The organism is Comamonas resistens, assembly GCF_030064165.1.
Taxonomy (GTDB): Bacteria; Pseudomonadota; Gammaproteobacteria; order Burkholderiales; family Burkholderiaceae_C; genus Comamonas; species Comamonas resistens.
Map to the genome: position 1 here is coordinate 2,034,318 of NZ_CP125947.1, position 19,631 is coordinate 2,053,948.

The window sequence follows — 19,631 nt, forward strand, 5'->3', positions numbered from 1 at the left end:
GGCTACAGTGTATCGGGCACCCAGCGGCCGGTGCCGTCTTTTCGCTCGATGGAGGCAATCAGCCATGCTTTGCCATGGCGCTCAAGCCGGAAGCGAAACGAGGGAGAGTGGCCCGCCTTGCGGGTGGTGACGCTACACAAACGATGGCCTTGCTCTTCGCAGGATTCGACCACCGGGCTGGCCTGGAAGGTGCCACCATAGAAAAAGTACCCGGTGCTGGCACGTTGAAACTGGCGATTCTTGGCGCTGCAGTATTTTTTCTGAATCAGGCTCAGGGTCTCACGCGCTGCTCCGCGCTGAAGCTTCTCGATCTGGCCGGGATGGGCTTTGGCCCAGGCCTCGCAGTCGCGCGCCCATTTTTGATAGGCGCGGATATATTCCAGAACCGTGTCTTCGGGGCCGCGCTGCTCGTCTGCAAGGCTGGAGGCCAGATAGCGGGATATCTCGAACTCAGTCATGCCCGTGTCGCTTCAGTGCTTCAGCGCGCACAGAAGTCCTCGATCAGGCTGGCCACGGCTTCGGGCTGGTCGTGGTGCAGCATATGGCCTGCATCCTGCACCACGGCGGTTTCGCACTGCGGGATATGCTTGAGCCGGTCGTGGTACTGCTCCAGCGTGTAGCGGCCCTTGTACCACTGGCCCAGGCTGTCATCCGAGGCTTCGACGGACAGTGTCGGTGCAGTGATGGCGGCCAGGCAGGCCAGGGCCTCGTCGGCGCGGTAGAGATAGGGGTTGGTCACCTTGTGAGAGGCGTCGCCCAGGATATGCCAGAGGCCCTGTTGATCGGGTGCGGCCCAGTGATGGGCCAGCCACAGCGCCTTGTCGCGGGGCAGGCGTCGGTTGGTCTTTTGCAGCCGGGCGGCCACGGCCTCCACGCTGTCGTAGGGGGACAGGCCCATGCTGCCGCCGCGCTGCGCGCGCAGCTCGTCCATCCACTGTGCGAGCCGACTGGGTGCCTGGCTGGCCCGGGTTTCGGGCATGCCGAAGCCTTCGAGATTGACAAAACGGCGAATGCGCTCGGCTCGCGCGCCCGCATACGAGCAGGAAATATTGCCGCCCATGCTGTGGCCGACCAGATCTACGGGCGCGTCGGGCGAGAGCTGCTCCAGCAGCATGTCCAGGTCGGCCAGATAGTCGGTGAAGTAATAGCTGTCGCAAGCCACCTGCGGGCGGCTGAGGCCAAAGCCGCGCCAGTCATGGGCCACGATGCGGCGGCCCTGGGTGAAGGCGTCACTGAACGCGTCCACCACAAACTGCCAGGATGCAGCCACATCCATCCAGCCGTGGGCCAGTACCAGCAACGGCAGATCGCGGTTGGGTTGCTCGGGCTCCCAGCTGCGCAGGTGGTACTGCATATTGCGCACGGGCAACATCTGCGATTGCCAGAGGCGGCGGGGTTGGTAGCTCAAGTCGTGGGAGGGCGGGCTTGTGTCGTTCATCTTGTCTCCATGGTCCTTCATTATTGCGGCTGCACTGGCTGGTGCGGTCGTGCACGAGACAGAGGGTGACAGCCGCGCCAGCTGAAAACACCGCGTGTGGCTCGTGGTCTTGCGGGGGCAGGACATAAACTCGGGCGCATGACTTTTGCTGCTTCTGATTCCCGTCTTTCCCTGCCCCGCGTCGCCCTGGGGCAAAGCGATCTTCGCGTCAGCCCCATCTGTCTGGGCACCATGACTTTCGGCGAGCAGGTGGATGAGGCCGAAGCCCATCGCATCATGGACCGGGCCGTGGAGCGCGGGGTGGACTTCTTCGATACGGCAGAGATGTATGCCGTGCCCGCACGCGAGGCCACTTGTGGCGCGACAGAGGCCATCATCGGCCGCTGGCTCAAGGCCCGCCCCGGCATGCGCGAGCAGATCACGCTGGCCAGCAAGGTGGCTGGCCCGGCGCGCGGCATGCCCTGGATTCGCAATGGCTCGGGCATGACGGCTCAGGACATCGTCAACTCCTGCGATGCCAGCCTCAAGCGATTGCAGACCGAGGTGATCGACCTCTATCAGATCCACTGGCCCGAGCGTCATGTACCTGCGTTTGGCGCCATGTACTATGACCCGGAGAAGGAGCACACGGCCACGCCTATCCACGAGCAGTTGCAGGCGCTGGCCGCTCTGGTCCAGCAGGGAAAGATTCGCCACATAGGCTTGTCCAACGAAACGCCCTATGGCGTGCATGAATTTGTGCGGCTGGCCGAGCAGCATGGCCTGCCGCGCGCGGTGAGCACGCAGAATCCGTACTGCCTGGTCAACCGCAGCTATGAGAACGCGCTTGACGAGACCTGCGACCGCCTGGGCGTGTCTCTGCTGGCCTATTCGCCCCTGGCTTTTGGTCTGTTGACGGGCAAGTTCGACCAGTTCGCACCCACCGAGGAAGGCGCGCCCAGGCAGGCACGCATTGCCAGATACGAGTCCGTGCAAAGGCAACGCTGGGGCCGCCCCGATGCACTGGCGGCGGCTCGCCGCTACAACGCGCTGGCGCGCGAGCATGGTCTGACACCGGTGCAGATGGCCTTGGCTTTTTGCTATACCAAGTGGCAGGTGGCCAGCACCATCATCGGTGTGACCTCCGTGGCACAGCTGGACGAGGACCTCAATGCCTGGGGCACGCAACTGCCCCCCGAGCTGCTGGCCGAGATCGACAAGATCCGCTGGGAAATGCGTGACCCTGCGGTGTGAGAGCAGAAATATTGAGGGAAAATAGCTGCCGGCCCATATATGACCAGCGCAAGCAGCTATCAATATTGAAAATGACTTGCGCATCGGGTTCGGTCAAGGGATTGGCCTCAAGGCGGCAGTCCTTGATACATTCCCGTTTGCGCAAGTCCTATTGAATATGGCAAAAAAAGACAAAAACGCCCATGTGAGCGAGACACCGGCCACGCAGATGCTCAAGGCCCACAAGGTGGAGTTCACCGAGCACCCTTACGAATATGTGGAGCATGGCGGTACCGAGGAATCGGCCCGCCAGCTGGGACTGGATGAGCATGCAGTCGTCAAGACGCTGGTCATGCAGGACCAGGATGCCAGGCCGCTGATCGTGCTGATGCATGGCGACTGCAAGGTATCGACCAAGAACCTGGCGCGCCAGATCGGCGCCAAGAGTGTGGAGCCCTGCAAGCCCGAAGTGGCCAACCGCCACAGCGGCTATCTGGTGGGTGGCACCTCGCCCTTCGGTACCAAGCGCGACATGCCTGTCTATATCGAGGAAACGATTCTGGAGCTGCCGCGCATTGCCATCAATGGCGGGCGGCGCGGCTATCTGGTGCAGCTGGCTCCCAAGGTTTGTACCGATCTGCTCAATGCCCAGCCCGTGCATTGTGCGCTGGCAGAATAAGCGCTATCGCAGCGCTGCGGCTGTGCCTATCAATACACCGGCCAGAATCTGGCAAGGATTTCACAATTGAACGCCCTCTATCCCCTGATCGCCGTGGTTGCGGCCTATCTGATCGGATCTCTGTCCTTTGCCGTCATCGTCAGCCGGGTCATGGGGCTCAACGATCCGCGCACCTATGGCAGCGGCAACCCGGGAGCCACCAATGTGCTGCGCTCGGGCAGCAAGGCGGCCGCGGCCGTCACCCTGCTGCTGGACGCGCTCAAGGGACTGGTGCCCGTGCTGCTGGTCAAGGTGTTTGGCGAGCGTTTCGGCCTTGGCGACAGCACCGTGGCACTGGTGGCGCTGGCGGCATTTCTCGGCCACCTGTATCCGGTGTTCTTCAATTTCAAGGGCGGCAAGGGCGTGGCCACGGCCCTGGGCGTGCTGCTGGGCATCAGCGGCTGGTTGGGGCTGGCCACGGCGCTGACCTGGCTCATCATTGCCGTGTTCTTCCGCTATTCCTCGCTGGCAGCCCTGGTGGCTTCGATCTTTGCTCCCGTGTATTACGTGCTGTGCAACGGCATTGTCTGGAATGCCGAGACACCGATCACCGCCGCCATCGTGGTCATGGCCATGCTGCTGATCTGGCGCCACCGCGAGAACATCCAGCGCCTGATCGCGGGCAAGGAGTCCAAGCTGGGCCAGAAAAAAGCCGATGCGGGCAAGCCCGAAGCGGCAGCGCCCCGGAATGCAAACAAGGGTAAGCGTCGCTGAGTGTTCTTTGTCAGGGCCGGGGCGCATGTAATACTCGGCCCGGTCCGGCAGCCGCCTTTGCAGGCAGTGTTGCTCATATTTTCACGCTTCAGCCCAGATCCCAAGGGCACTTCAAGCTCTCAATCAAATAGCATTCATTCAGTATGGCCCCCAGCCCATCGCAGCGTGACTACAGCGCTCCTTGCCCTGGTTGCGGCGCGCCGGTTCATTTCAGCAGCGCGCAGGCCAGCTTTGCCGTCTGCGAGTTTTGCCGCAGCACCGTGGTGCGCGATGGCGAAGTGCTCAAGCGCATCGGCTCCATGGCCGAGGTGTTCGAGGACTATAGCCCGCTGCGTATCGGTGCCTCAGGCATGTTCAAGCGCAACGGCAAGCCCGAGCCTTTCACCCTGGTCGGACGCGCCCAGTACAAGAGCGGCGCCGGCAACTGGTCGGAGTGGATGGCCACGCTCAGCAACGGTGATCTGGCCTATCTGAGCGAGGACAACGGCAGCTTTGTCTTTGCGCTGCCCTGGACGCCGCCAGGATGGGATGTCAAGGGGTTCTCGCCCCAGCAGTGGCGCATGGGCAGGGAGATTGCCGCAGGCTCGGACTCTTTCACCGTCACCAGCATTCAGGACGCGCAACTGCTGGCGGCTCAGGGCGAGCTGGCACAACTGCCTGCGCTGGGCAAGAGCTTCAAGCTGGTGGAGTTGCGCAACGACAAGGACCAGATCCTGTCGGTAGACTTCAGCGGCAAGCAGCCTGGCTTCACACTGGGTGTGCCCGTGCAGCTGGAAGGCCTGCAGATGCAGGGGCTGCGCGATGCAGCCACGACCAAGAAGGAGGAAGGCCGCCACTTCAACTGCCCCAAATGCGGTGCCGTGGTGCCTGTGCGCTTTGACAGTACCAAGGCCATGAGCTGTCCCAGCTGCGGCAGTCTGGTCGATATGTCCAAGGGCATGGGGGGCGAGCTCAGTTATGCAGAGCAGCGCAAAAAGATCAAACCCGCCATTCCATTGGGCAGAGAAGGAACGCTGGATGGCCTGAAGTGGCAGGTGGTCGGCTTTCAAAGGCGCACCGGCCGCGGCCTGGGCGAGGATGAGGACGACAGCTTCGACTGGGATGAATACCTGCTCTACAACCAGAAGGCCGGCTTTTCCTTTGTCGTGGATTCCGAGGATGGCTGGAGCACGGGACGCGTCATCAATGGCGCACCCAAGCTCAACAAAAGCGGCACGACAGCCACCTATCTGCAGCGCAAGTACCAGCGCGACTATGCCTATCTGGCCGAGACCCAGTACGCCGAAGGCGAGTTTTACTGGCCGGTGTTCAAGGGGCAGAAGTCCAGTAATGTGGACTATGCCAATGGCGGCAAGCAGTCCACGCTGGCGCTGGAGACTGCCAACAACGAGAGTACCTGGACCCATGGCCAACGCGTGTCGGCAGACACGGTGGCCAGGGCTTTCGGGGTGGACAAGCTCAAGGACCGCTCGCAGGTCAGCCCGCTGTCCGGCAGCGGCTTCAGCTGGGGCACGATCCTGTTACTGCTGTTCGTATTGCTGTTCATCCTGCCGCTGCTGAAGGCCTGCATATTCAGTCCCAGCTGCGATCCCCGCACGGACCCCGATTGCAGCTATAGCCGCTCCAGCAGCGGCTCCTACGGCGGCTATACCTCTGGCGGAAGCCACAAATAACGACCCCATATCTCATCAGAGGAGAGAGATCATGTTTGACTGGTTCAACCCCCAGAATTTCTTCGGCTCCATCATTTACGCGCTGGTGGGCGTGGTGGTGTTCTGGCTGTGCTTCATCATCATCGACAAGATTACGCCCGTGGACATGTGGGCCGAGATTGTCGAAAAACACAACAAGGCGCTGGCCATGGTGGTGGCTGCCATGTGCCTGGGGATCAGCATCATCGTCGCAGCGGCAATACATTAATACCCCCTGAGCGGCTTTGCCGCTTCCCCCCTGAAAGGGGGACGACGCCATCGCCGCGAGGCGGCTCTTGCTCGGCGTCACTGTGTTGGGTTGCGCCGGTTTTTGGCTGTGGCGCTTTTTGGAAAATAGGGCAGATTAGATGACTTCGATGGTGGCCGAGGAGCATAGCGCTGGCCAGGGGCCTAGCCCCATTGATGTGGCGTTGCTGTTCAGCGTGTTCGTGATTGCAGCCTGCGGTTTGCTGTACGAGCTGGCGGCAGGCGCGCTGGCGTCCTATCTGCTGGGCGACTCGGTGCTGCAGTTCTCGACTATCATCGGCACCTATCTGTTTGCCATGGGCATTGGCTCATGGCTGTCGCGCTATTTCGAGGAGCAACTGCCCGCGCATTTTCTGCGTGTGGAGTTGATGGTGGCGCTGATAGGCGGCGCCTTGCCGGCCGTGCTGTTTCTGGCCAATGCCTATGCGCCCGGCGCCTTCCGTTTTTTGCTCTACGGCATGGTGTTGGTGGTGGGTACGCTGGTGGGGCTGGAGATTCCGCTGGTCATGCGCATCCTCAAGCGCAATGCCTCGCTCAAGGATCTGGTTTCCAAGGTTCTGACCTTTGACTATCTGGGAGCGCTGGCAGTGTCCATGGCGTTTCCCATCGTGCTGGTGCCCAAGCTGGGCCTGGTGCGCACAGGCCTGCTGTTCGGTTTCATGAACGCTGCGGTGGCCGTGTGGGCGCTGGTGCTGTTCAAGCATGAGCTGCGTCAGCTGCGGGCCCATGCCTGGGCCTGCGCGTTGGTGATGATGACATTGGGGCTGGGTGTTCTGGGCGCCGACCACCTGACCCGTCTGGCCGATGATCACTTCTACCAGGATCGCATCGTGCTGAGCAGCAGCTCGCCGTATCAGCGCATCGTGGTCACACAGGGGCGCCAGGGGGCGCGTCTGTACTTGAACGGCAATCTGCAGTTCGCCCAGAGTGATGAGTACCGCTATCACGAAGCCCTGGTGCATCCCGCCATGGCCGCGCATGGAGCTCCCAAGAGGGTTGCGGTTCTCGGCGGTGGCGACGGCATGGCGGTGCGCGAGGTGCTCAAGTACCCCACGGTTGAATCCGTGGTGCTGGTGGAGCTGGATCCGGTCATGACCGATCTGTTTCGCACCAATGCCATGATGACGGCGCTCAACGGCAATGCGTTCAACGATCCGCGGGTGAGCATTGTCAACACGGACGCATTCCACTGGCTGCAGCAGGGTAGCGACACGTTTGACGTCATCGTGGTGGACTTCCCCGATCCCACCAATTTCGCCATCGGCAAGCTGTTCACCAACAGCTTCTATGCCTTGCTGGACAAGCGGCTGGCTGCCAGCGGTTATGCCGTGGTGCAGACCACGTCCCCCTTGATCGCGCGCCAAAGCTTCTGGACCGTGGTTAACACCGTCGAATCGGTGGGACTGAAGGCTACGCCGTATCACGCCCATGTGCCCAGCTTCGGGGAGTGGGGCTTTGTGCTGGCCAGTCATAGACCCTGGCGCGAGCCCGAAACCCTGCCCCAGGGGCTGCGCTTCCTGAGCTTGCCCTCGCTGAGACTGATGTTCGACTTTCCGCTCGATATGGCCCGCGTTCCTGCCGAGGTCAACCGACTCTCGAATCAGGTGCTGGTCAACACCTATGAGCGCGAATGGGGCAAGGTGGAGCACTGATGATGGAGCCGTTGCATCGCCGTGACTGGCTCAGATGGGTTGCTGCCAGCGCTGCCGGTGCAAGTGCATTGACGGCCTGCAAGCCGGTGGAGCCTGCGCTGGCGGATTTGCCCGGCGGCTTTACCGGCGTGGCTCTGGAGCGCGGCCATAGCCTGCGCCCGTTCTGGCAGCGGCTGGCACAGGGGCTGGAGCTGCCGGCTCCTGCCGCGGTGTACCGGGCGCCTGTGGTGATTGCCGGCGGCGGCATGGCAGGCTTGGCGGCGGCCCGCGCGCTGGAGTTGGCGGGGATGGGTGGCGCTGTTTTGCTCGATACCCAGGCGGCAATGGGCGGTAACAGTCAGGGCGGGCAGCTCAAAGGCATAGCCTGCCCGTTGGGCGCGCACTATCTGCCGGTGCCCGGAGACTCGGCCTGGGAGATACAGGACTGGCTGCAGGAGCTGGGGCTGCGCAAGCAGGTTGCGGGGCGCTGGCAGTACGAGGAACGCTATCTTTGTCATAGCCCCCAGGAGAGGCTGTATCTGGATGGCCACTGGCAGGAGGGATTGCTGCCCGTGCAGGGCGTGGCCAGCCGGACCCTTGAGCAATATGCGCGCTTTGAGCAATGCATGAACGCTGCCATGGCCGAGTCGGCCTTTGCCATGCCGTCGATCCGTGTCTGGCAGCGTGCGGGGCGTTTGCCTGAAGCCCATGCCCGGCTCGATGCCCAGCGCTTTGACGACTGGCTGGCCCAGCAAGGGCTGGATGATGAGTATCTGCTCTGGTATCTCAACTACTGCTGCCGTGATGATTTCGGCGCGGGCATTCACCGCGTCTCGGCTTGGGCCGGGCTGCACTACTTTGCCAGCCGGCATGGCTTTCATGCGCCTCGCGCCGCAACGGAGGCGCGCACCGAAGAGGATGGAGAGCAGGTGCTGACCTGGCCTCAGGGCAATGGCTGGCTGTCTCAGCAATTGGTGCAGCGGCTCAAGGCCACGCAGCTGAATACCGACTGCAGCGTGCTTTCCATCGCCGAAGGCCGTGATGGCGTGCAGGTTGACACCTGGCACCATGGCCGCCGCCAGCATGAGCGGTGGCTGGCGGCGCGCTGCGTGGTGGCGCTGCCCAGCTTTGTCGCGGCTCGTGTGCTGCGCAATCCGCCGGATTTTCTGCGTACCGTGGCCGCGCGGCTGGACTGGGCGCCCTGGCTGGTGGCGAATATCCATATCGACCGGCAACTGGCCGACTATCCGGGGGCCGAGCCCTCCTGGGACAATGTGCTGTACCAGGATGGCAATCAGGGCGGCCTGGGCTATGTGGATGCGGGCAGCCAGCGGCTGGATCGCATTACCCGCCAGCCCACGGTGCTCAGCTACTACCAGGCGCTCGGCGACTGGGAGCAGGGCCGTCAGCAGTTGCTGCAGCAGCCTTTTGAATTCTGGCGCGAGCGCATTGTGGGCACGCTCAGCGGCCCGCATCCTGATCTGCTGCTGCGGGCCACGCGCATGGAGATCACGCGCTATGGCCATGCCATGCCGATTCCGCGTGTTGGCGATCAACGGATTTTGAGTGAAATTGCGCTGAAATCCAATACTGGAAAGCGCAGTGCGCTATTGAATGGTGAGCGTGTGGAGCTTTTGCCCGCGCCTGTGGCAGGACGCTTGACCTTTGCCCATTCCGATTGGGCCGGTTACTCCGTGCTGGAAGAAGCTTTCACCCGCGGCCATCATGCGGGGCTGTGGGCGGCACAGGGCTCATGAGTCGCTCAGTACTCTGCTGCCCGGCAACTTGACCATACGGTAAAGCGCGGCACTGCCACGAGCGCTATGCACGCCCAGCTGGGCCATGGAGCGCAGGTCCAGGTCCAGCGTCAGCGAAGAGCGTGCCAGCGCAGAGCGGATTTGCGGCCGGCGGTTCGCCATATGCAGTATCGGTGGATACAGACCGTGGCCGTCGGCGTCGATCACGCTGGCGATCTGGGGCTCGGCGGGGTTGGGGCCGCGGCGCAGCACCACGGCAATTTCACCGTTGTCCAGCTGCACATAGGTGCCGGGAGGGTAGGTGCCTACGACCTCCGTCAGCGCCTGTTTGACCTCATCGGCATATTGCTGGTCCTGCTGCAGAATCTGCAGCGACTCGGCAGCCGAGCGGCCGCTACGGGTTTTGCGCGGGCTGATCAGGGCCGCATAACGGTCCACCGTGCCCAGGATGCGCACCAGGCGCTGCACGGGTTGCAACTGTGCGAGCGGAGCAGGGGGTGGGATCTCGTGATGGTGCTGCACGACTTTGAGCCACAGCGTATCGCGCACCAGCAGATGCTCCAGCAGTACACGCCCTTCCGTGGGGTGCAGCTTCACTTTGTCGGACTGCAGGGGAGACAGCGGCTCACGCTGCTCGGCCAGCTGGTTTTGCAGCGCCGTCATGCCGATATTCATGGTCAGCGCAGCCAGAATCAGTGTGTCGCGCTCGGACTGCGGCAGCTGCAGCACCTTGGACAGCACATGGCACAGGCTTGCGCATACCAGGGCGTGAGAGGGGCTGTAGCCCACCGTGGTGGAGCTGGCGCGCTGGAACATCAGGTACAGCGCCACATCGGTGTCATGGCTGATCAGGTCCTGCAACCACAGGTCGATCTGCTGCAGCTTGGGCGTGAAGCCCGGCATGCGCAGCGGCTCGCTCAGCAGCACGGACAGGGCTGCCTCCAGGTCGGACCACAGGCCCAGCAAATCCTCGTAAGACTCTTCGTTGCGTGCTTGCATGGGGGTATGCGCTTGCGCGTCAGCGCCTTTCCAGCACCATCTCGGTGCCCTTGCGTGTCATCTGGAAGTGGGACAGCAGGTTGTTGCCCAGCAGCACATAAGGCATGGACTGAGGAGCGACGATGGCCTCCACGTCATACAGGTCCATCTCGCCAACGCGCACGCTGTTCAGCTTGATGCGCCAGCCCTGAGCCGTGCCGTTGGCGGTACGCATCATCACCGGGGTGCCTTGCTCGAAGGCCAGGCCCATGCGCTCGGCATCGTTGCGGCCTATGGCTATGGTGCTGGCTCCGGTGTCGACCATGTACTGCATGGCCTGGCCATTGATCAGCCCGCGATCTATGAAATGGCCACGTGAATCCGCCTGCAGTACCAGCCGGTTGGAACGAGAGGCTCCACCTGCTCCGCCGCGGCTGCCGATGCTGACAGGGGCTTCTCCCAGCCGCAATGTCTGGCGCTGTCCCTGCACATCGACGACAGCGCTGTCGCCGTTCAACTGCAACAGGCGCACGCCTTGATGGCTCTCGTTGGCGGCCAATGCCTTGGGGGCGCCGCCGTTGATGACCAGCAAGGCCTTGCTGCCCAGCATGCCGGTCAGTGCCACGGATTGCCCCCAGACGCCGCTCGATGCCATGAGCATGACAATGCTGGTGAGGCTCAGGCGAGAGATGCCAAGCAAGGGCCGCCCCGCGGCGCAGGCATCGTCCCCCTCCCGCGCAGCGAGAGAGGGGCAAGCGGCGCAGCCGCTCAGGGGGTGTTGCACTTCAATCCCGGAAGTTGTTGAACGACAGAGGGTGATCGGCCAGATCCTTGCGGATCAGCGCCATGGCTGCTTGCAGGTCATCACGCTTGGCTCCGGTGACTCGTACCTTCTCTTCCTGAATGGCGGCTTGCACCTTGAGCTTGCTTTCCTTGAGCAGCTTTTGCAGCTGCTTGGCCAGATCGGACTCAATGCCGTTCTTGACCTTGATGACCTGCTTGACCTTGTCGCCACCGATCTTCTGGGCCTTCTGGATGTCGAGAAAACGCACGTCCACATTGCGCTTGGTCAGCTTGTTACGCAGCAGGTCTTCCACTTGCTGGAGCTGGAACTCGGCATCACCGTACATGGTGATTTCCTTGTCCTTGAGCTCGACGGCGGCCGAAGTGCCCTTGAAGTCAAAGCGTGTGCCAATTTCCTTGGTGGCGTTGTCAACGGCGTTCTTGACTTCAACGAAATTGGCTTCGCAAACGGTGTCAAAAGAAGGCATGAGGCATTTCCTATCAAATTCAATGTGAAACAAGTCACAGTGCGCTTGCACGATGAACAAGCGTTGGGCTGCAGCCAGGCAGGCGCAGTGCGACAATTGGATGGATGTTAGTCGAGAAAAATGTTCCCCTGCAGCATTGCAATACCTTTGGCATTGCTGCGCGTGCCGAAACCCTGGTGCGCATCCGTAGCGAGGATGACATTCGCCAGTTTCTGAGCGACCCATTGTGGGGGCGCCAGCCGGTGTTTGTGCTGGGCGGTGGCAGCAATGTGGTGCTGACGGGTGACGTGGCGCCCGTGGTGCTCAAGATGGAAATCATGGGCATGCGCTTGCTGCGCGAAACAGACAGGCACTGGATTGTGGAGGTCGGAGCCGGAGAGCGCTGGCACGATATGGTGGCCTGGACTCTGTCCCAGGGCTATACAGGACTGGAAAACATGGCGCTGATCCCCGGAACCGTGGGCGCGGCTCCGGTCCAGAACATTGGTGCCTATGGCCTGGAGCTTCAGGATCGCTTCGACTCTCTGGACGCTGTGGATCTGGCCACCGGTGAGCAGTTCAGCCTCAATGCCGCGCAATGCGCCTTCGGCTATCGCGACTCGGTCTTCAAGCATGCGCCGGCCCAGCCCAAGTACTGGCCTGTCACCGGCAGTGCGGCCGTGCCGCGCGGGCTGGGACTCAAGGGTAGAGCGGTGATCACGCATGTGAGGCTGGCCTTGCCCAAGGCGTGGAAGCCCGATCTGGGCTATCTGGACTTGCAGCGCAAACAGGCGGAAAAAGGCGTGGAGCAGCCGACGGCGCAGCAAATCTTCGAATGGGTCTGCGAAATTCGCCGTGCCAAGTTGCCCGATCCCGATGTCATCGGCAACGCCGGCAGCTTTTTCAAGAACCCCACGGTCACATTGGATCAATGCGCAGACATCATTGCTCGCGAGCCCAAGATCGTGCATTACCCCATGGATGACGGAACGGTCAAGCTGGCGGCGGGCTGGTTGATAGATGCCTGCGGCTGGAAAGGCAAGACCATGGGGCGGGCCGGTGTGTATGACAGGCAGGCTCTGGTGCTGGTCAACCGTGGTGAGCGGCACAGTGCCGAAGGCAGTGTGACGGGCGGCGAAGTCATGACACTGGCCAAGGCGATTCAGACCAGCGTCTATGAGCGCTTCGGCATCCGGCTTGAGCCGGAGCCGGTGGTGATTTGAAAAAAGCCAACAAAAAAGGGTCCCTGGGGACCTTTTTTTGTGTCTCGAACGATTTACTTCCAGAAGGCCGGGTGCAAGGAGATGCCTTCGATGCGGTAGGGAGACTGGGGCTCAATGGCGAACTCCAGAGGCACGTAACCCTTGGTGCAGTTCAGCAGCACGCTGGCAGCCACAGGGGTGCCGGTCTGCATGCGGCCTGCGGTTTGGCAGCTGCCCACGCTGGTGCGTATGCTATCCATGGCCTTTTGCACACTGTCCAGCGGAGAGTTCTGCAAGAATTTTTCGGAGAAATTGCTGGATGCAATCTTGGATTTTCCGTCCAGGGCCGTGGTGATGGCTTGCAGGCGCTTGCGCAGTGCGGCGTCGGCGGCTGCGGCGTCAACATTGACGGCAGGTGCGGCAGCCTCTGCGGGTGCATTCTGTGCAGCATTGGCTGCAGAAGCAGCGGGCTGAGTCTGAGCTTGGGCACCAGTCATGAAACCGGCAGAAGCCAGCAGAGCCGTCAGATACAGAGCCTTGGATGTCTTGGTGAAAACCATTCGTTGAACCTTTCGTCAAACAACCCATCCACTGTAAACCTTCTGCAAGCTAATCCATGCAAGACATGAGGCAGTTTTGTATGAGGCTGTGTGCGAGATGTCTGACATGTCAGGGTTATTTCTTGCGAAAGCCGCGAGCGGGCTGCCTAGAATCTGTTGCAGTGCACTAGTTAATTGGAATGTGGGGATACCCATAAACACGGAGGATTTGCGATGTCAGAAAGCCACGAGGGTGCGACCCAGCGCGTCATCAAAAAATATCCCAACCGCCGCCTCTACGATACCGATACCTCTTCCTACATCACGTTGGCTGAAGTCAAGCAATTGGTAATGGATAGCGAGCCGGTGGTGATCAAGGATGCAAAGACGGGCGAGGATCTGACCCGCGCCATCTTGCTGCAGATCATTCTGGAGGAAGAGGCCGGGGGTGCGCCCATGTTTTCGGAAGCCATGTTGGCCAACATCATCCGCTTCTATGGGCATGCCATGCAGGGGTTCATGGGAAGTTACATCGAGAAAAACGTTCAGATGTTCACGGACTTCCAGAGCAAGCTGGCAGAGAACTCCCAGGGCATGAACCCGGAGGTCTGGAAGCAGTTCATGGGCATGCAGCCAGCCGCCATGCAAGCCATGATGGCGAAGTACATGGATCAGTCGCAGAACATGTTCACACAGATGCAGGAGCAAATGCAAAAGCAGACCGAGCAGATGCTGGGCGTGTTTGGCATCAAGCGCTGAGCGCAGGGTGGGCGCAAATCTCTCTGGCGGGCCTAGGCCCGCTTTTTTATGCCTGCAGTTGGCTTGCCCTGTCTAGTCCTATTTGACGATGTTGTTGCACTGCTGCGGCCGAACAATGGTTTTGTCCCCGCAAGAGCTTTGATGAAAAGCCGAAGAGGACGCGATGTTCGATGAAAGCAGACTGCGGCAATGCCCTGTTCAGGGCCGAAAAAATCAAGAGGAGACAGAAAAAATGGCAAGTCGTTTGCAGGGCAAGGCGGCCCTGGTTACCGGTGGTGCGAGTGGTGTGGGCCTGGAGGTGGTGAAGCTGCTTCTCGGTGAGGGCGCCAGGGTCGCATTCAGTGATATCAATGAAGCGTTGGGTCAGCAACTGGCGGCCGAGCTGGGCGAGAACGCCATGTTTGTTCGCCATGACGTGAGTAGCGAGACGGACTGGAAGCTTGTAATGGCTGCGGTGCAGCAGCGTCTGGGCAAGCTCGATGTGCTGGTCAACAACGCCGGCATCCTGCTGCCTGGCGATATGGAAACGGGGCGCCTGGAGGATTTCAGCCGATTGCTCAAGATCAACACCGAGTCGGTCTTTATTGGTTGCCAGCAGGGCATTGCGGCAATGAAGGAGGCCGGTGGATCCATTATCAATATGTCCTCGATCTCGAGCTGGCTGCCTATCGAGCAATACGCTGGCTACAGCGCCAGCAAGGCGGCTGTGTCTGCGCTGACGCGTGCTGCGGCTTTGAACTGCCGCAAGCAAGGATATGCAATTCGCGTCAACTCCATCCACCCCGATGGCATCTACACGCCCATGATGCAGGCTTCGCTGCCCCAGGGCGTGAGCAAGGAAATGGTCTTGCATGACCCCAGGCACAACCGCGCCGGCCGTGCTTATATGCCCGAGCGCATTGCGCAACTGGTACTGTTCCTGGCCAGCGACGATTCCAGCGTCATGAGCGGCAGCGAGCTGCATGCCGATAACGCGATTCTGGGCATGGGGCTATAGATGACGGTTTGAGTCTGAGCAGTAGCTCCCATAAGGCCTTGAACTGTTTCAAGGCCTTTGTTGTTTTGCCGGGTAGGATGGCGCGAGCATTCCCGCTTACCGTGTTTGGCGGCAAAGCTGCTGCCGTTCGACCCTGATTGAGTTTCGAAAAGGTGTTTTCATGAAACTGGGCTACACAATCATTTATGTTCCAGATGTTCCGGCATCCCTAGATTTCTTTACCAGGGCGTTTGGCATACAGCGGCGTTTTCTGCATGAGTCCGGAACCTATGGCGAGCTTGAGACAGGGCAGACCACGCTGGCCTTTGCTGCCCATGAGCTGGGGGCGCTGAATTTTTCAGGTGGTCATGTCGAAGCACACAGCTCGGCCAAGCCATTGGGGTTCGAAATCGCGCTGGTCACGGAGGATGTCGATCTGGCCCACAAAAATGCGCTGAGCGCCGGGGCTGCCGAGCTGGCCGCTCCAGCGTCCAAGCCTTGGGGTCAGGTAGTGTCTTATCTGCGTTGCCCGGATGGCTCCGTGATTGAGCTTTGCACGCCCATGGCGACAGCCTGAGCGGACATGATATGGTTTTGATAGCTGCCAGCGCTTTGTAGATAACGCATTGCTTTATATACTCGCCTTTTTTTTGTAAGGCGATGTAATGCGTATGCGATGGCCTTGTGCTTGGGTGATTTCGGCTTGGCTCTCGGTCTGGGGTTGTGCCCAGGCCCAGCCCAGCGACACGGTCAACGCCGCAAAGACCGGCGATGTCGCGGCACAGTACGAGTTGGGCAAAGCCTATCTTTACGGCAAGGGTGTGGCAAAGAATGCCGACGATGCCTTGCGCTGGCTGAGGCAGGCCGCCGATCAGCAGCATGCGCCGTCCCAGTATCTGCTGGGGCTGGTTTATATGCTGGGTGCCGACGGCGTGAAGAAAGATCCTGAGGCAGGCCTGGCACGCATTCATCAGGCTGCAAACGCTGGCAATCTCGATGCGCAAAACCTGCTGGGTACGATCTATCTGAAAGGCGAAGCGGTTGAGAAGGATGCCGCAACAGGTGTCGCATGGCTGGAGCGCGCCGCGCAACAGGGCTCTGCAACAGCACAAAATAGCCTGGGCTTTGTCTACCGCAAAGGCGAGTTGGTTGCCCAGGATCTGCAGGCTTCGTTTCGCTGGTATCTGATGGCGGCGCAACAGGCAGATGTGCTCGCGCAGTTCACGGTGGCCGAGATGTACTACCTTGGCGAAGGCGTAGAGAAGAACCATGCCGAAGCCGCGAAATGGCTGACCCCGCTGGCAGACAAAGGCGTGCAAAAAGCCCAGTTGCTGCTGGGAAAGATTTGCTTCGAAGACCAGGGTGTGGACCCCGACTACGAGCGGGCCGTGCTGCTGCTGCACGCTGTAGCCATACGCGGCTCGGGTGAGGCCTACTATGAACTGGGCCGCCTGTTCGAGCAGGGGGAGGGCGAGTATCGCAACGATAAGGAAGCGATCGCCTATTACACCCAGGCGCTGAAATACCAGCATGTGGCCGCCGCCGAGCGCCTGCAGCAGCTTTCCGCGGCATCTGCCGAAGCCGGTTCGTTTGCGCAGTCCATGGAGTACTTGGAAAACCTGAACTCGGCGCTCAAAGGCAATGTCCTGGCCCAGTACAACGTTGGCGTCTTCCAGTACCTGGGCAAGGGTTTCGACAAGCCCAACTATGCCGAGGCTGCCAAATGGTTCGCCATGGCAGCCGAGCAAGGCTATGCAAAGGCCCAATACAACCTGGGCACTCTGTACGAGAGCGGCGATGGTGTGGGCAAGAGCATGGCGCAGGCGCTCAAGTGGTACCGTCTGGCCGCCGAGCAGCAGGATGCCCCGGCCCAATATGCCTTGGGCACCTTGTACCGGGATGGTCAGGGTGTGAAAAAGAACACCAGGCTCGCGCGTGAATGGTTGCAGCGTGCTGCCGCCCAAGGCCATGCACCGGCCAAAAAGGCCTTGGCACAGCTTTGAGCCGACAAGCGGGGCCGTTTCGCGGGCCCCGGCTTGCCAGCGCGAGCACGGCTAGGCCGGCTCCGAGATCTCGATGAGGTTCAGGTCGGGGTCACGCACATAGATGGAACGGATCTTCGATGTGGCACCGGTGCGCATCACAGGGCCTTCGGCGATGGGAACCGACAACTGCTGCAGATGCGCGATGACCTCGTTCAGCGGCACCGAGGCCAGAAAGCACAGATCCAGGGCACCGGGCACAGGAGTGTGGGCCTTGGGTTCGAACTCGCGCCCCTTCACATGCAGATTGATCTTCTGCGGGCCGAAGACAAAGGCCTTGCGCTCCACGGGCGGGGTGCCGCCGATGAAGGACTCCAGCCGCATGCCCAGGACTTCGGTGTAAAAGCGTATGCATTGGGCTTCGTTGGCCGTGGTGAGTACCAGGTGGTCAAGGTGGCTGATCATGGCAAGACTGCTCTGGGTTGCGAAAACGAATGGGCTGCACGCTGCACTGGCCGAGTATGACCGCGCTGCAGCGGCAGGCAGGCATGGCGGCCCGCAAGCTCTGCATTCAGAGGGGCGCTGGCGCGTCCTGGCGCATGACGCCCTGCAAAAATGCCTGCTCTGCAAGCTGTGCCAGCGGGGCACGAGGGATGCGACCGCGGCGCTCTCCATCGATGAGTGCGATCACGGTTCCCAGCCATAACTCGGTCAGCGTTGCGGCACTGAAATCGATGCGGAACACGCCTTCCTGTTGGCCGCGCAGGAAAAAAGCGTCGACCTTGGGTTCCCAGATCGCATTTTCCTCCATGGGTTTTTCGACTTCGTTCCAGTAGTAGGTCAGGAACAGCGTGAATTCGCGATGTTCAAGATGCTTGGCATTGAGGCGCTTGAGTGCTTCGAGTACCGGGCCTTCCTCGATACGGGCTTCGTCCAGTGCTTCGTCCAGCGTGCGCAGGCTTTGCTCCAGCAGGCGCTTGATCAGCAGATCGCGCGTGGGGCAGAAGCGATAGAGCGTGGCCTTGCTGATGCCTATGGCCTTGGCCAGCTCCTGAAGCGTGGCGCGTGGGTGGTTGACCAGGGCCAGGGCCAAGGGGGGGAGGATTGCTGTGTTGTCGTGGGGGGCTGTTGTCATTCGTGGCTCCGGTTGGGGCGGATACGTATGAACCTATTTTGATTCAAGCAGCGAGCCTAAAAGCTTGGGATGGCAACTTTACTTGGTATCAAAATGCCATGAATCAATATAGGTCTTAATGAATCAAATTTGATTCAAAAAATATTTTCATGCATCATGCGCTTCTTTCAAGATTTGACAAGACTCAAAAGCCATGAAGACGAAAAGCCAGAATGTGCGTGCCTGGCCGGCCCTGGCCGCATTGGCGGCCGCAATGATGTTGAGCGGTTGCATCCAGTCGGAAGCGGGTGGTCAGCCCCAGGAGCTGCCGCAGGTGGATGTGGTGACCGTCAAGCCCAGGGCGCTGAGCCTCAGCGCTGAACTGCCCGGGCGGATCGAGCCTGTGCGCGTGGCCGAGGTGCGTGCGCGTGTGCCGGGTATCGTGCTGAGCCGCCATTTCAAGGAGGGCGCTGACGTGAAGGCTGGCGAGCTGCTGTTCAGCATCGACCCGGCGCCGCTGCGCGCTGCGCTGTCGCGGGCTCGGGGCGAGCTGGCGCGAGCCGAGGCTGCGCTGTCGGAAGCGCAGTCCGTGGTGCGCCGTTACGAACCGCTGGTGGCGCAGGAAGCCGTGAGCCGCCAGGATTTCGACAGCGCCAAGGCCACGCTGCACAGTGCCATGGCCACGCGTCAATCGGTCCAGGCCGAAGTGGAGGCGGCACGCCTGAACCTGGAGTATGCGACGGTGAAAGCTCCGATCGCCGGCCGCATCGGCCGTGCCCTGGTGACTGAAGGTGCCCTGGTTGGCCAGGGGGAAGCGACAGCGATGGCAGTGATCCAGCAGCTGGACCCCGTCTACGCCGATTTTCGCCAGCCTGCCGCGTCGGCCACGCGCTGGCGTGCCCAGCAGCTGCAGGGCCAGTCGCCACGCAGCACTTCGGTGACGCTGGTGGCTGACGGTCTGGATCAGAAACGCCAGGGACGGATGCTGTTCTCGGATGTGACGGTGGATCGCGGTACTGGCCAGCTGGCGCTGCGCGGTGAGTTTCCCAACCAGGATGGCTTGCTGCTGCCAGGCATGTATGTGCGCGTGACCCTGGGTCTGGGCGAGGATCCTGCGGCCATTCTCGTGCCTCAGCGCGCGGTGCAGCGCGGCGCCGACGGATTGGCCCATGTGCTGGTGCTCGACGAGAACGACATTGTGCAATCCCAGAAGGTGAGCACCGGCGCCATGTACGGCTCCGACTGGCATATCACCGAGGGCCTCAAGGAAAACGCCAGGGTGGTGGTCGGAGGCATTGCGGCAGCCGTGCCCGGCGCCAAGGTGCAAATCCGGACGGCCGCTGCAGCTGAAGCTGGCGTCGTCAAAGACGCGGAAGCCACTTCAAAAAAATGAGCAATATGCG

Annotated in this window: 21 protein-coding genes; 13 read left to right on the forward strand and 8 right to left on the reverse strand. The window is 61.2% G+C overall.

Features of this window, described 5'->3' with window-relative positions; translation table 11 throughout:
• Positions 1 to 2: 2 nt before the first annotated feature.
• Positions 3 to 458 carry an NTF2 fold immunity protein gene (locus QMY55_RS09555; RefSeq protein WP_283488374.1) on the reverse strand — a complete coding sequence of 152 codons (456 nt, stop codon included), beginning with the start codon at positions 456 to 458 and terminating at the stop codon, positions 3 to 5.
• 20 nt (positions 459 to 478) lie between these two features.
• Positions 479 to 1,438 carry an alpha/beta fold hydrolase gene (locus QMY55_RS09560; RefSeq protein WP_283488375.1) on the reverse strand — a complete coding sequence of 320 codons (960 nt, stop codon included), beginning with the start codon at positions 1,436 to 1,438 and terminating at the stop codon, positions 479 to 481.
• Between the two features lie 138 nt (positions 1,439 to 1,576).
• On the opposite strand from QMY55_RS09560, the gene QMY55_RS09565 reads away from it, so the two are divergent.
• The 7 genes from QMY55_RS09565 to QMY55_RS09595 all read left to right on the forward strand — a co-directional run bounded on the left by QMY55_RS09565 (position 1,577) and on the right by QMY55_RS09595 (position 9,428).
• On the forward strand, positions 1,577 to 2,671 hold the full coding sequence (locus QMY55_RS09565; RefSeq protein ID WP_407650660.1) for an aldo/keto reductase: 1,095 nt from the start codon (positions 1,577 to 1,579) through the stop codon (positions 2,669 to 2,671).
• A gap of 157 nt (positions 2,672 to 2,828) precedes the next feature.
• Complete coding sequence (gene ybaK / locus QMY55_RS09570; protein ID WP_283488376.1) at positions 2,829 to 3,329, forward strand: Cys-tRNA(Pro) deacylase; 501 nt, start codon at positions 2,829 to 2,831, stop codon at positions 3,327 to 3,329.
• A gap of 66 nt (positions 3,330 to 3,395) precedes the next feature.
• The gene (gene plsY / locus QMY55_RS09575; protein WP_283488377.1) at positions 3,396 to 4,082 is read left to right on the forward strand and encodes a glycerol-3-phosphate 1-O-acyltransferase PlsY; all 687 of its coding nucleotides are present in this window, start codon (positions 3,396 to 3,398) and stop codon (positions 4,080 to 4,082) included.
• A 143-nt stretch (positions 4,083 to 4,225) separates the two neighbouring features.
• The gene (locus tag QMY55_RS09580) at positions 4,226 to 5,755 is read left to right on the forward strand and encodes a DUF4178 domain-containing protein (protein WP_283488378.1); all 1,530 of its coding nucleotides are present in this window, start codon (positions 4,226 to 4,228) and stop codon (positions 5,753 to 5,755) included.
• A 31-nt stretch (positions 5,756 to 5,786) separates the two neighbouring features.
• The gene (locus tag QMY55_RS09585; protein ID WP_003056416.1) at positions 5,787 to 6,002 is read left to right on the forward strand and encodes a DUF350 domain-containing protein; all 216 of its coding nucleotides are present in this window, start codon (positions 5,787 to 5,789) and stop codon (positions 6,000 to 6,002) included.
• A 139-nt stretch (positions 6,003 to 6,141) separates the two neighbouring features.
• Complete coding sequence (locus QMY55_RS09590; protein ID WP_283488379.1) at positions 6,142 to 7,692, forward strand: polyamine aminopropyltransferase; 1,551 nt, start codon at positions 6,142 to 6,144, stop codon at positions 7,690 to 7,692.
• Positions 7,692 to 9,428, forward strand: coding sequence for an FAD-dependent oxidoreductase (locus tag QMY55_RS09595; protein ID WP_283488380.1), 1,737 nt, complete (start codon positions 7,692 to 7,694; stop codon positions 9,426 to 9,428). The genes QMY55_RS09590 and QMY55_RS09595 overlap by 1 nt, the downstream gene beginning before the upstream one ends.
• On the opposite strand, the gene QMY55_RS09600 is transcribed toward QMY55_RS09595, so the two are convergent.
• The 3 genes from QMY55_RS09600 to QMY55_RS09610 all read right to left on the reverse strand — a co-directional run bounded on the left by QMY55_RS09600 (position 9,423) and on the right by QMY55_RS09610 (position 11,677).
• Positions 9,423 to 10,427 (reverse strand): HD-GYP domain-containing protein, encoded by a 1,005-nt coding sequence (locus tag QMY55_RS09600; RefSeq protein WP_283488381.1) that lies wholly within the window; start codon positions 10,425 to 10,427, stop codon positions 9,423 to 9,425. The genes QMY55_RS09595 and QMY55_RS09600 overlap by 6 nt on opposite strands.
• Positions 10,428 to 10,446: 19 nt before the next feature.
• Positions 10,447 to 11,061 (reverse strand): retropepsin-like aspartic protease family protein, encoded by a 615-nt coding sequence (locus QMY55_RS09605; RefSeq protein ID WP_283488916.1) that lies wholly within the window; start codon positions 11,059 to 11,061, stop codon positions 10,447 to 10,449.
• A gap of 130 nt (positions 11,062 to 11,191) precedes the next feature.
• Positions 11,192 to 11,677 carry a YajQ family cyclic di-GMP-binding protein gene (locus QMY55_RS09610; RefSeq protein ID WP_283488382.1) on the reverse strand — a complete coding sequence of 162 codons (486 nt, stop codon included), beginning with the start codon at positions 11,675 to 11,677 and terminating at the stop codon, positions 11,192 to 11,194.
• Between the two features lie 104 nt (positions 11,678 to 11,781).
• On the opposite strand from QMY55_RS09610, the gene murB reads away from it, so the two are divergent.
• Entirely contained in the window at positions 11,782 to 12,879 is a 1,098-nt protein-coding gene (murB, locus tag QMY55_RS09615) for a UDP-N-acetylmuramate dehydrogenase (protein WP_283488383.1), read from the forward strand.
• A gap of 53 nt (positions 12,880 to 12,932) precedes the next feature.
• On the opposite strand, the gene QMY55_RS09620 is transcribed toward murB, so the two are convergent.
• Positions 12,933 to 13,418 carry a hypothetical protein gene (locus QMY55_RS09620; RefSeq protein WP_283488384.1) on the reverse strand — a complete coding sequence of 162 codons (486 nt, stop codon included), beginning with the start codon at positions 13,416 to 13,418 and terminating at the stop codon, positions 12,933 to 12,935.
• Positions 13,419 to 13,631: 213 nt separating this feature from the next.
• Here QMY55_RS09620 and phaR point away from each other — a divergent pair, with 213 nt between their 5' ends.
• The 4 genes from phaR (at position 13,632) to QMY55_RS09640 (ending at position 17,135) form a co-directional block, all read left to right on the forward strand.
• Positions 13,632 to 14,156 carry a polyhydroxyalkanoate synthesis repressor PhaR gene (phaR, locus tag QMY55_RS09625; RefSeq protein WP_283488385.1) on the forward strand — a complete coding sequence of 175 codons (525 nt, stop codon included), beginning with the start codon at positions 13,632 to 13,634 and terminating at the stop codon, positions 14,154 to 14,156.
• A gap of 232 nt (positions 14,157 to 14,388) precedes the next feature.
• Positions 14,389 to 15,153, forward strand: a complete 765-nt coding sequence (locus tag QMY55_RS09630; protein WP_283488386.1) for an SDR family oxidoreductase — start codon at positions 14,389 to 14,391, stop codon at positions 15,151 to 15,153.
• A gap of 160 nt (positions 15,154 to 15,313) precedes the next feature.
• Positions 15,314 to 15,709, forward strand: a complete 396-nt coding sequence (locus tag QMY55_RS09635; RefSeq protein ID WP_283488387.1) for a VOC family protein — start codon at positions 15,314 to 15,316, stop codon at positions 15,707 to 15,709.
• A 94-nt stretch (positions 15,710 to 15,803) separates the two neighbouring features.
• Positions 15,804 to 17,135, forward strand: a complete 1,332-nt coding sequence (locus tag QMY55_RS09640; RefSeq protein WP_283488388.1) for a tetratricopeptide repeat protein — start codon at positions 15,804 to 15,806, stop codon at positions 17,133 to 17,135.
• A gap of 51 nt (positions 17,136 to 17,186) precedes the next feature.
• Here the strand turns inward: QMY55_RS09640 and QMY55_RS09645 are convergent, their stop codons facing one another.
• The gene (locus tag QMY55_RS09645; RefSeq protein WP_283488389.1) at positions 17,187 to 17,579 is read right to left on the reverse strand and encodes a VOC family protein; all 393 of its coding nucleotides are present in this window, start codon (positions 17,577 to 17,579) and stop codon (positions 17,187 to 17,189) included.
• A 106-nt stretch (positions 17,580 to 17,685) separates the two neighbouring features.
• Positions 17,686 to 18,249 carry a TetR/AcrR family transcriptional regulator gene (locus QMY55_RS09650; protein ID WP_211455885.1) on the reverse strand — a complete coding sequence of 188 codons (564 nt, stop codon included), beginning with the start codon at positions 18,247 to 18,249 and terminating at the stop codon, positions 17,686 to 17,688.
• Positions 18,250 to 18,442: 193 nt separating this feature from the next.
• Between QMY55_RS09650 and QMY55_RS09655 the strand changes: the two genes are divergently transcribed.
• Positions 18,443 to 19,621 (forward strand): efflux RND transporter periplasmic adaptor subunit, encoded by a 1,179-nt coding sequence (locus QMY55_RS09655; protein WP_283488390.1) that lies wholly within the window; start codon positions 18,443 to 18,445, stop codon positions 19,619 to 19,621.
• Positions 19,622 to 19,631 lie beyond the last annotated feature (10 nt).

Bases quoted from the DNA above. Each gene is read 5' to 3' on its own strand.
- QMY55_RS09620 (WP_283488384.1), bottom strand. From the start codon at position 13,418: ATGGTTTTCACCAAGACATCCAAGGCTCTGTATCTGACGGCTCTGCTG.
- QMY55_RS09585 (WP_003056416.1), top strand. From the start codon at position 5,787: ATGTTTGACTGGTTCAACCCCCAGAATTTCTTCGGCTCCATCATTTAC.
- QMY55_RS09580 (WP_283488378.1), top strand. From the start codon at position 4,226: ATGGCCCCCAGCCCATCGCAGCGTGACTACAGCGCTCCTTGCCCTGGT.
- QMY55_RS09560 (WP_283488375.1), bottom strand. From the start codon at position 1,438: ATGAACGACACAAGCCCGCCCTCCCACGACTTGAGCTACCAACCCCGC.
- QMY55_RS09650 (WP_211455885.1), bottom strand. From the start codon at position 18,249: ATGACAACAGCCCCCCACGACAACACAGCAATCCTCCCCCCCTTGGCC.
- QMY55_RS09610 (WP_283488382.1), bottom strand. From the start codon at position 11,677: ATGCCTTCTTTTGACACCGTTTGCGAAGCCAATTTCGTTGAAGTCAAG.
- murB (WP_283488383.1), top strand. From the start codon at position 11,782: ATGTTAGTCGAGAAAAATGTTCCCCTGCAGCATTGCAATACCTTTGGC.
- QMY55_RS09630 (WP_283488386.1), top strand. From the start codon at position 14,389: ATGGCAAGTCGTTTGCAGGGCAAGGCGGCCCTGGTTACCGGTGGTGCG.
- ybaK (WP_283488376.1), top strand. From the start codon at position 2,829: ATGGCAAAAAAAGACAAAAACGCCCATGTGAGCGAGACACCGGCCACG.
- QMY55_RS09555 (WP_283488374.1), bottom strand. From the start codon at position 458: ATGACTGAGTTCGAGATATCCCGCTATCTGGCCTCCAGCCTTGCAGAC.
- QMY55_RS09645 (WP_283488389.1), bottom strand. From the start codon at position 17,579: ATGATCAGCCACCTTGACCACCTGGTACTCACCACGGCCAACGAAGCC.
- QMY55_RS09640 (WP_283488388.1), top strand. From the start codon at position 15,804: ATGCGATGGCCTTGTGCTTGGGTGATTTCGGCTTGGCTCTCGGTCTGG.
- QMY55_RS09605 (WP_283488916.1), bottom strand. From the start codon at position 11,061: ATGGCATCGAGCGGCGTCTGGGGGCAATCCGTGGCACTGACCGGCATG.
- QMY55_RS09635 (WP_283488387.1), top strand. From the start codon at position 15,314: ATGAAACTGGGCTACACAATCATTTATGTTCCAGATGTTCCGGCATCC.
- QMY55_RS09600 (WP_283488381.1), bottom strand. From the start codon at position 10,427: ATGCAAGCACGCAACGAAGAGTCTTACGAGGATTTGCTGGGCCTGTGG.
- QMY55_RS09590 (WP_283488379.1), top strand. From the start codon at position 6,142: ATGACTTCGATGGTGGCCGAGGAGCATAGCGCTGGCCAGGGGCCTAGC.
- QMY55_RS09565 (WP_407650660.1), top strand. From the start codon at position 1,577: ATGACTTTTGCTGCTTCTGATTCCCGTCTTTCCCTGCCCCGCGTCGCC.
- QMY55_RS09655 (WP_283488390.1), top strand. From the start codon at position 18,443: ATGAAGACGAAAAGCCAGAATGTGCGTGCCTGGCCGGCCCTGGCCGCA.
- QMY55_RS09595 (WP_283488380.1), top strand. From the start codon at position 7,692: ATGATGGAGCCGTTGCATCGCCGTGACTGGCTCAGATGGGTTGCTGCC.
- phaR (WP_283488385.1), top strand. From the start codon at position 13,632: ATGTCAGAAAGCCACGAGGGTGCGACCCAGCGCGTCATCAAAAAATAT.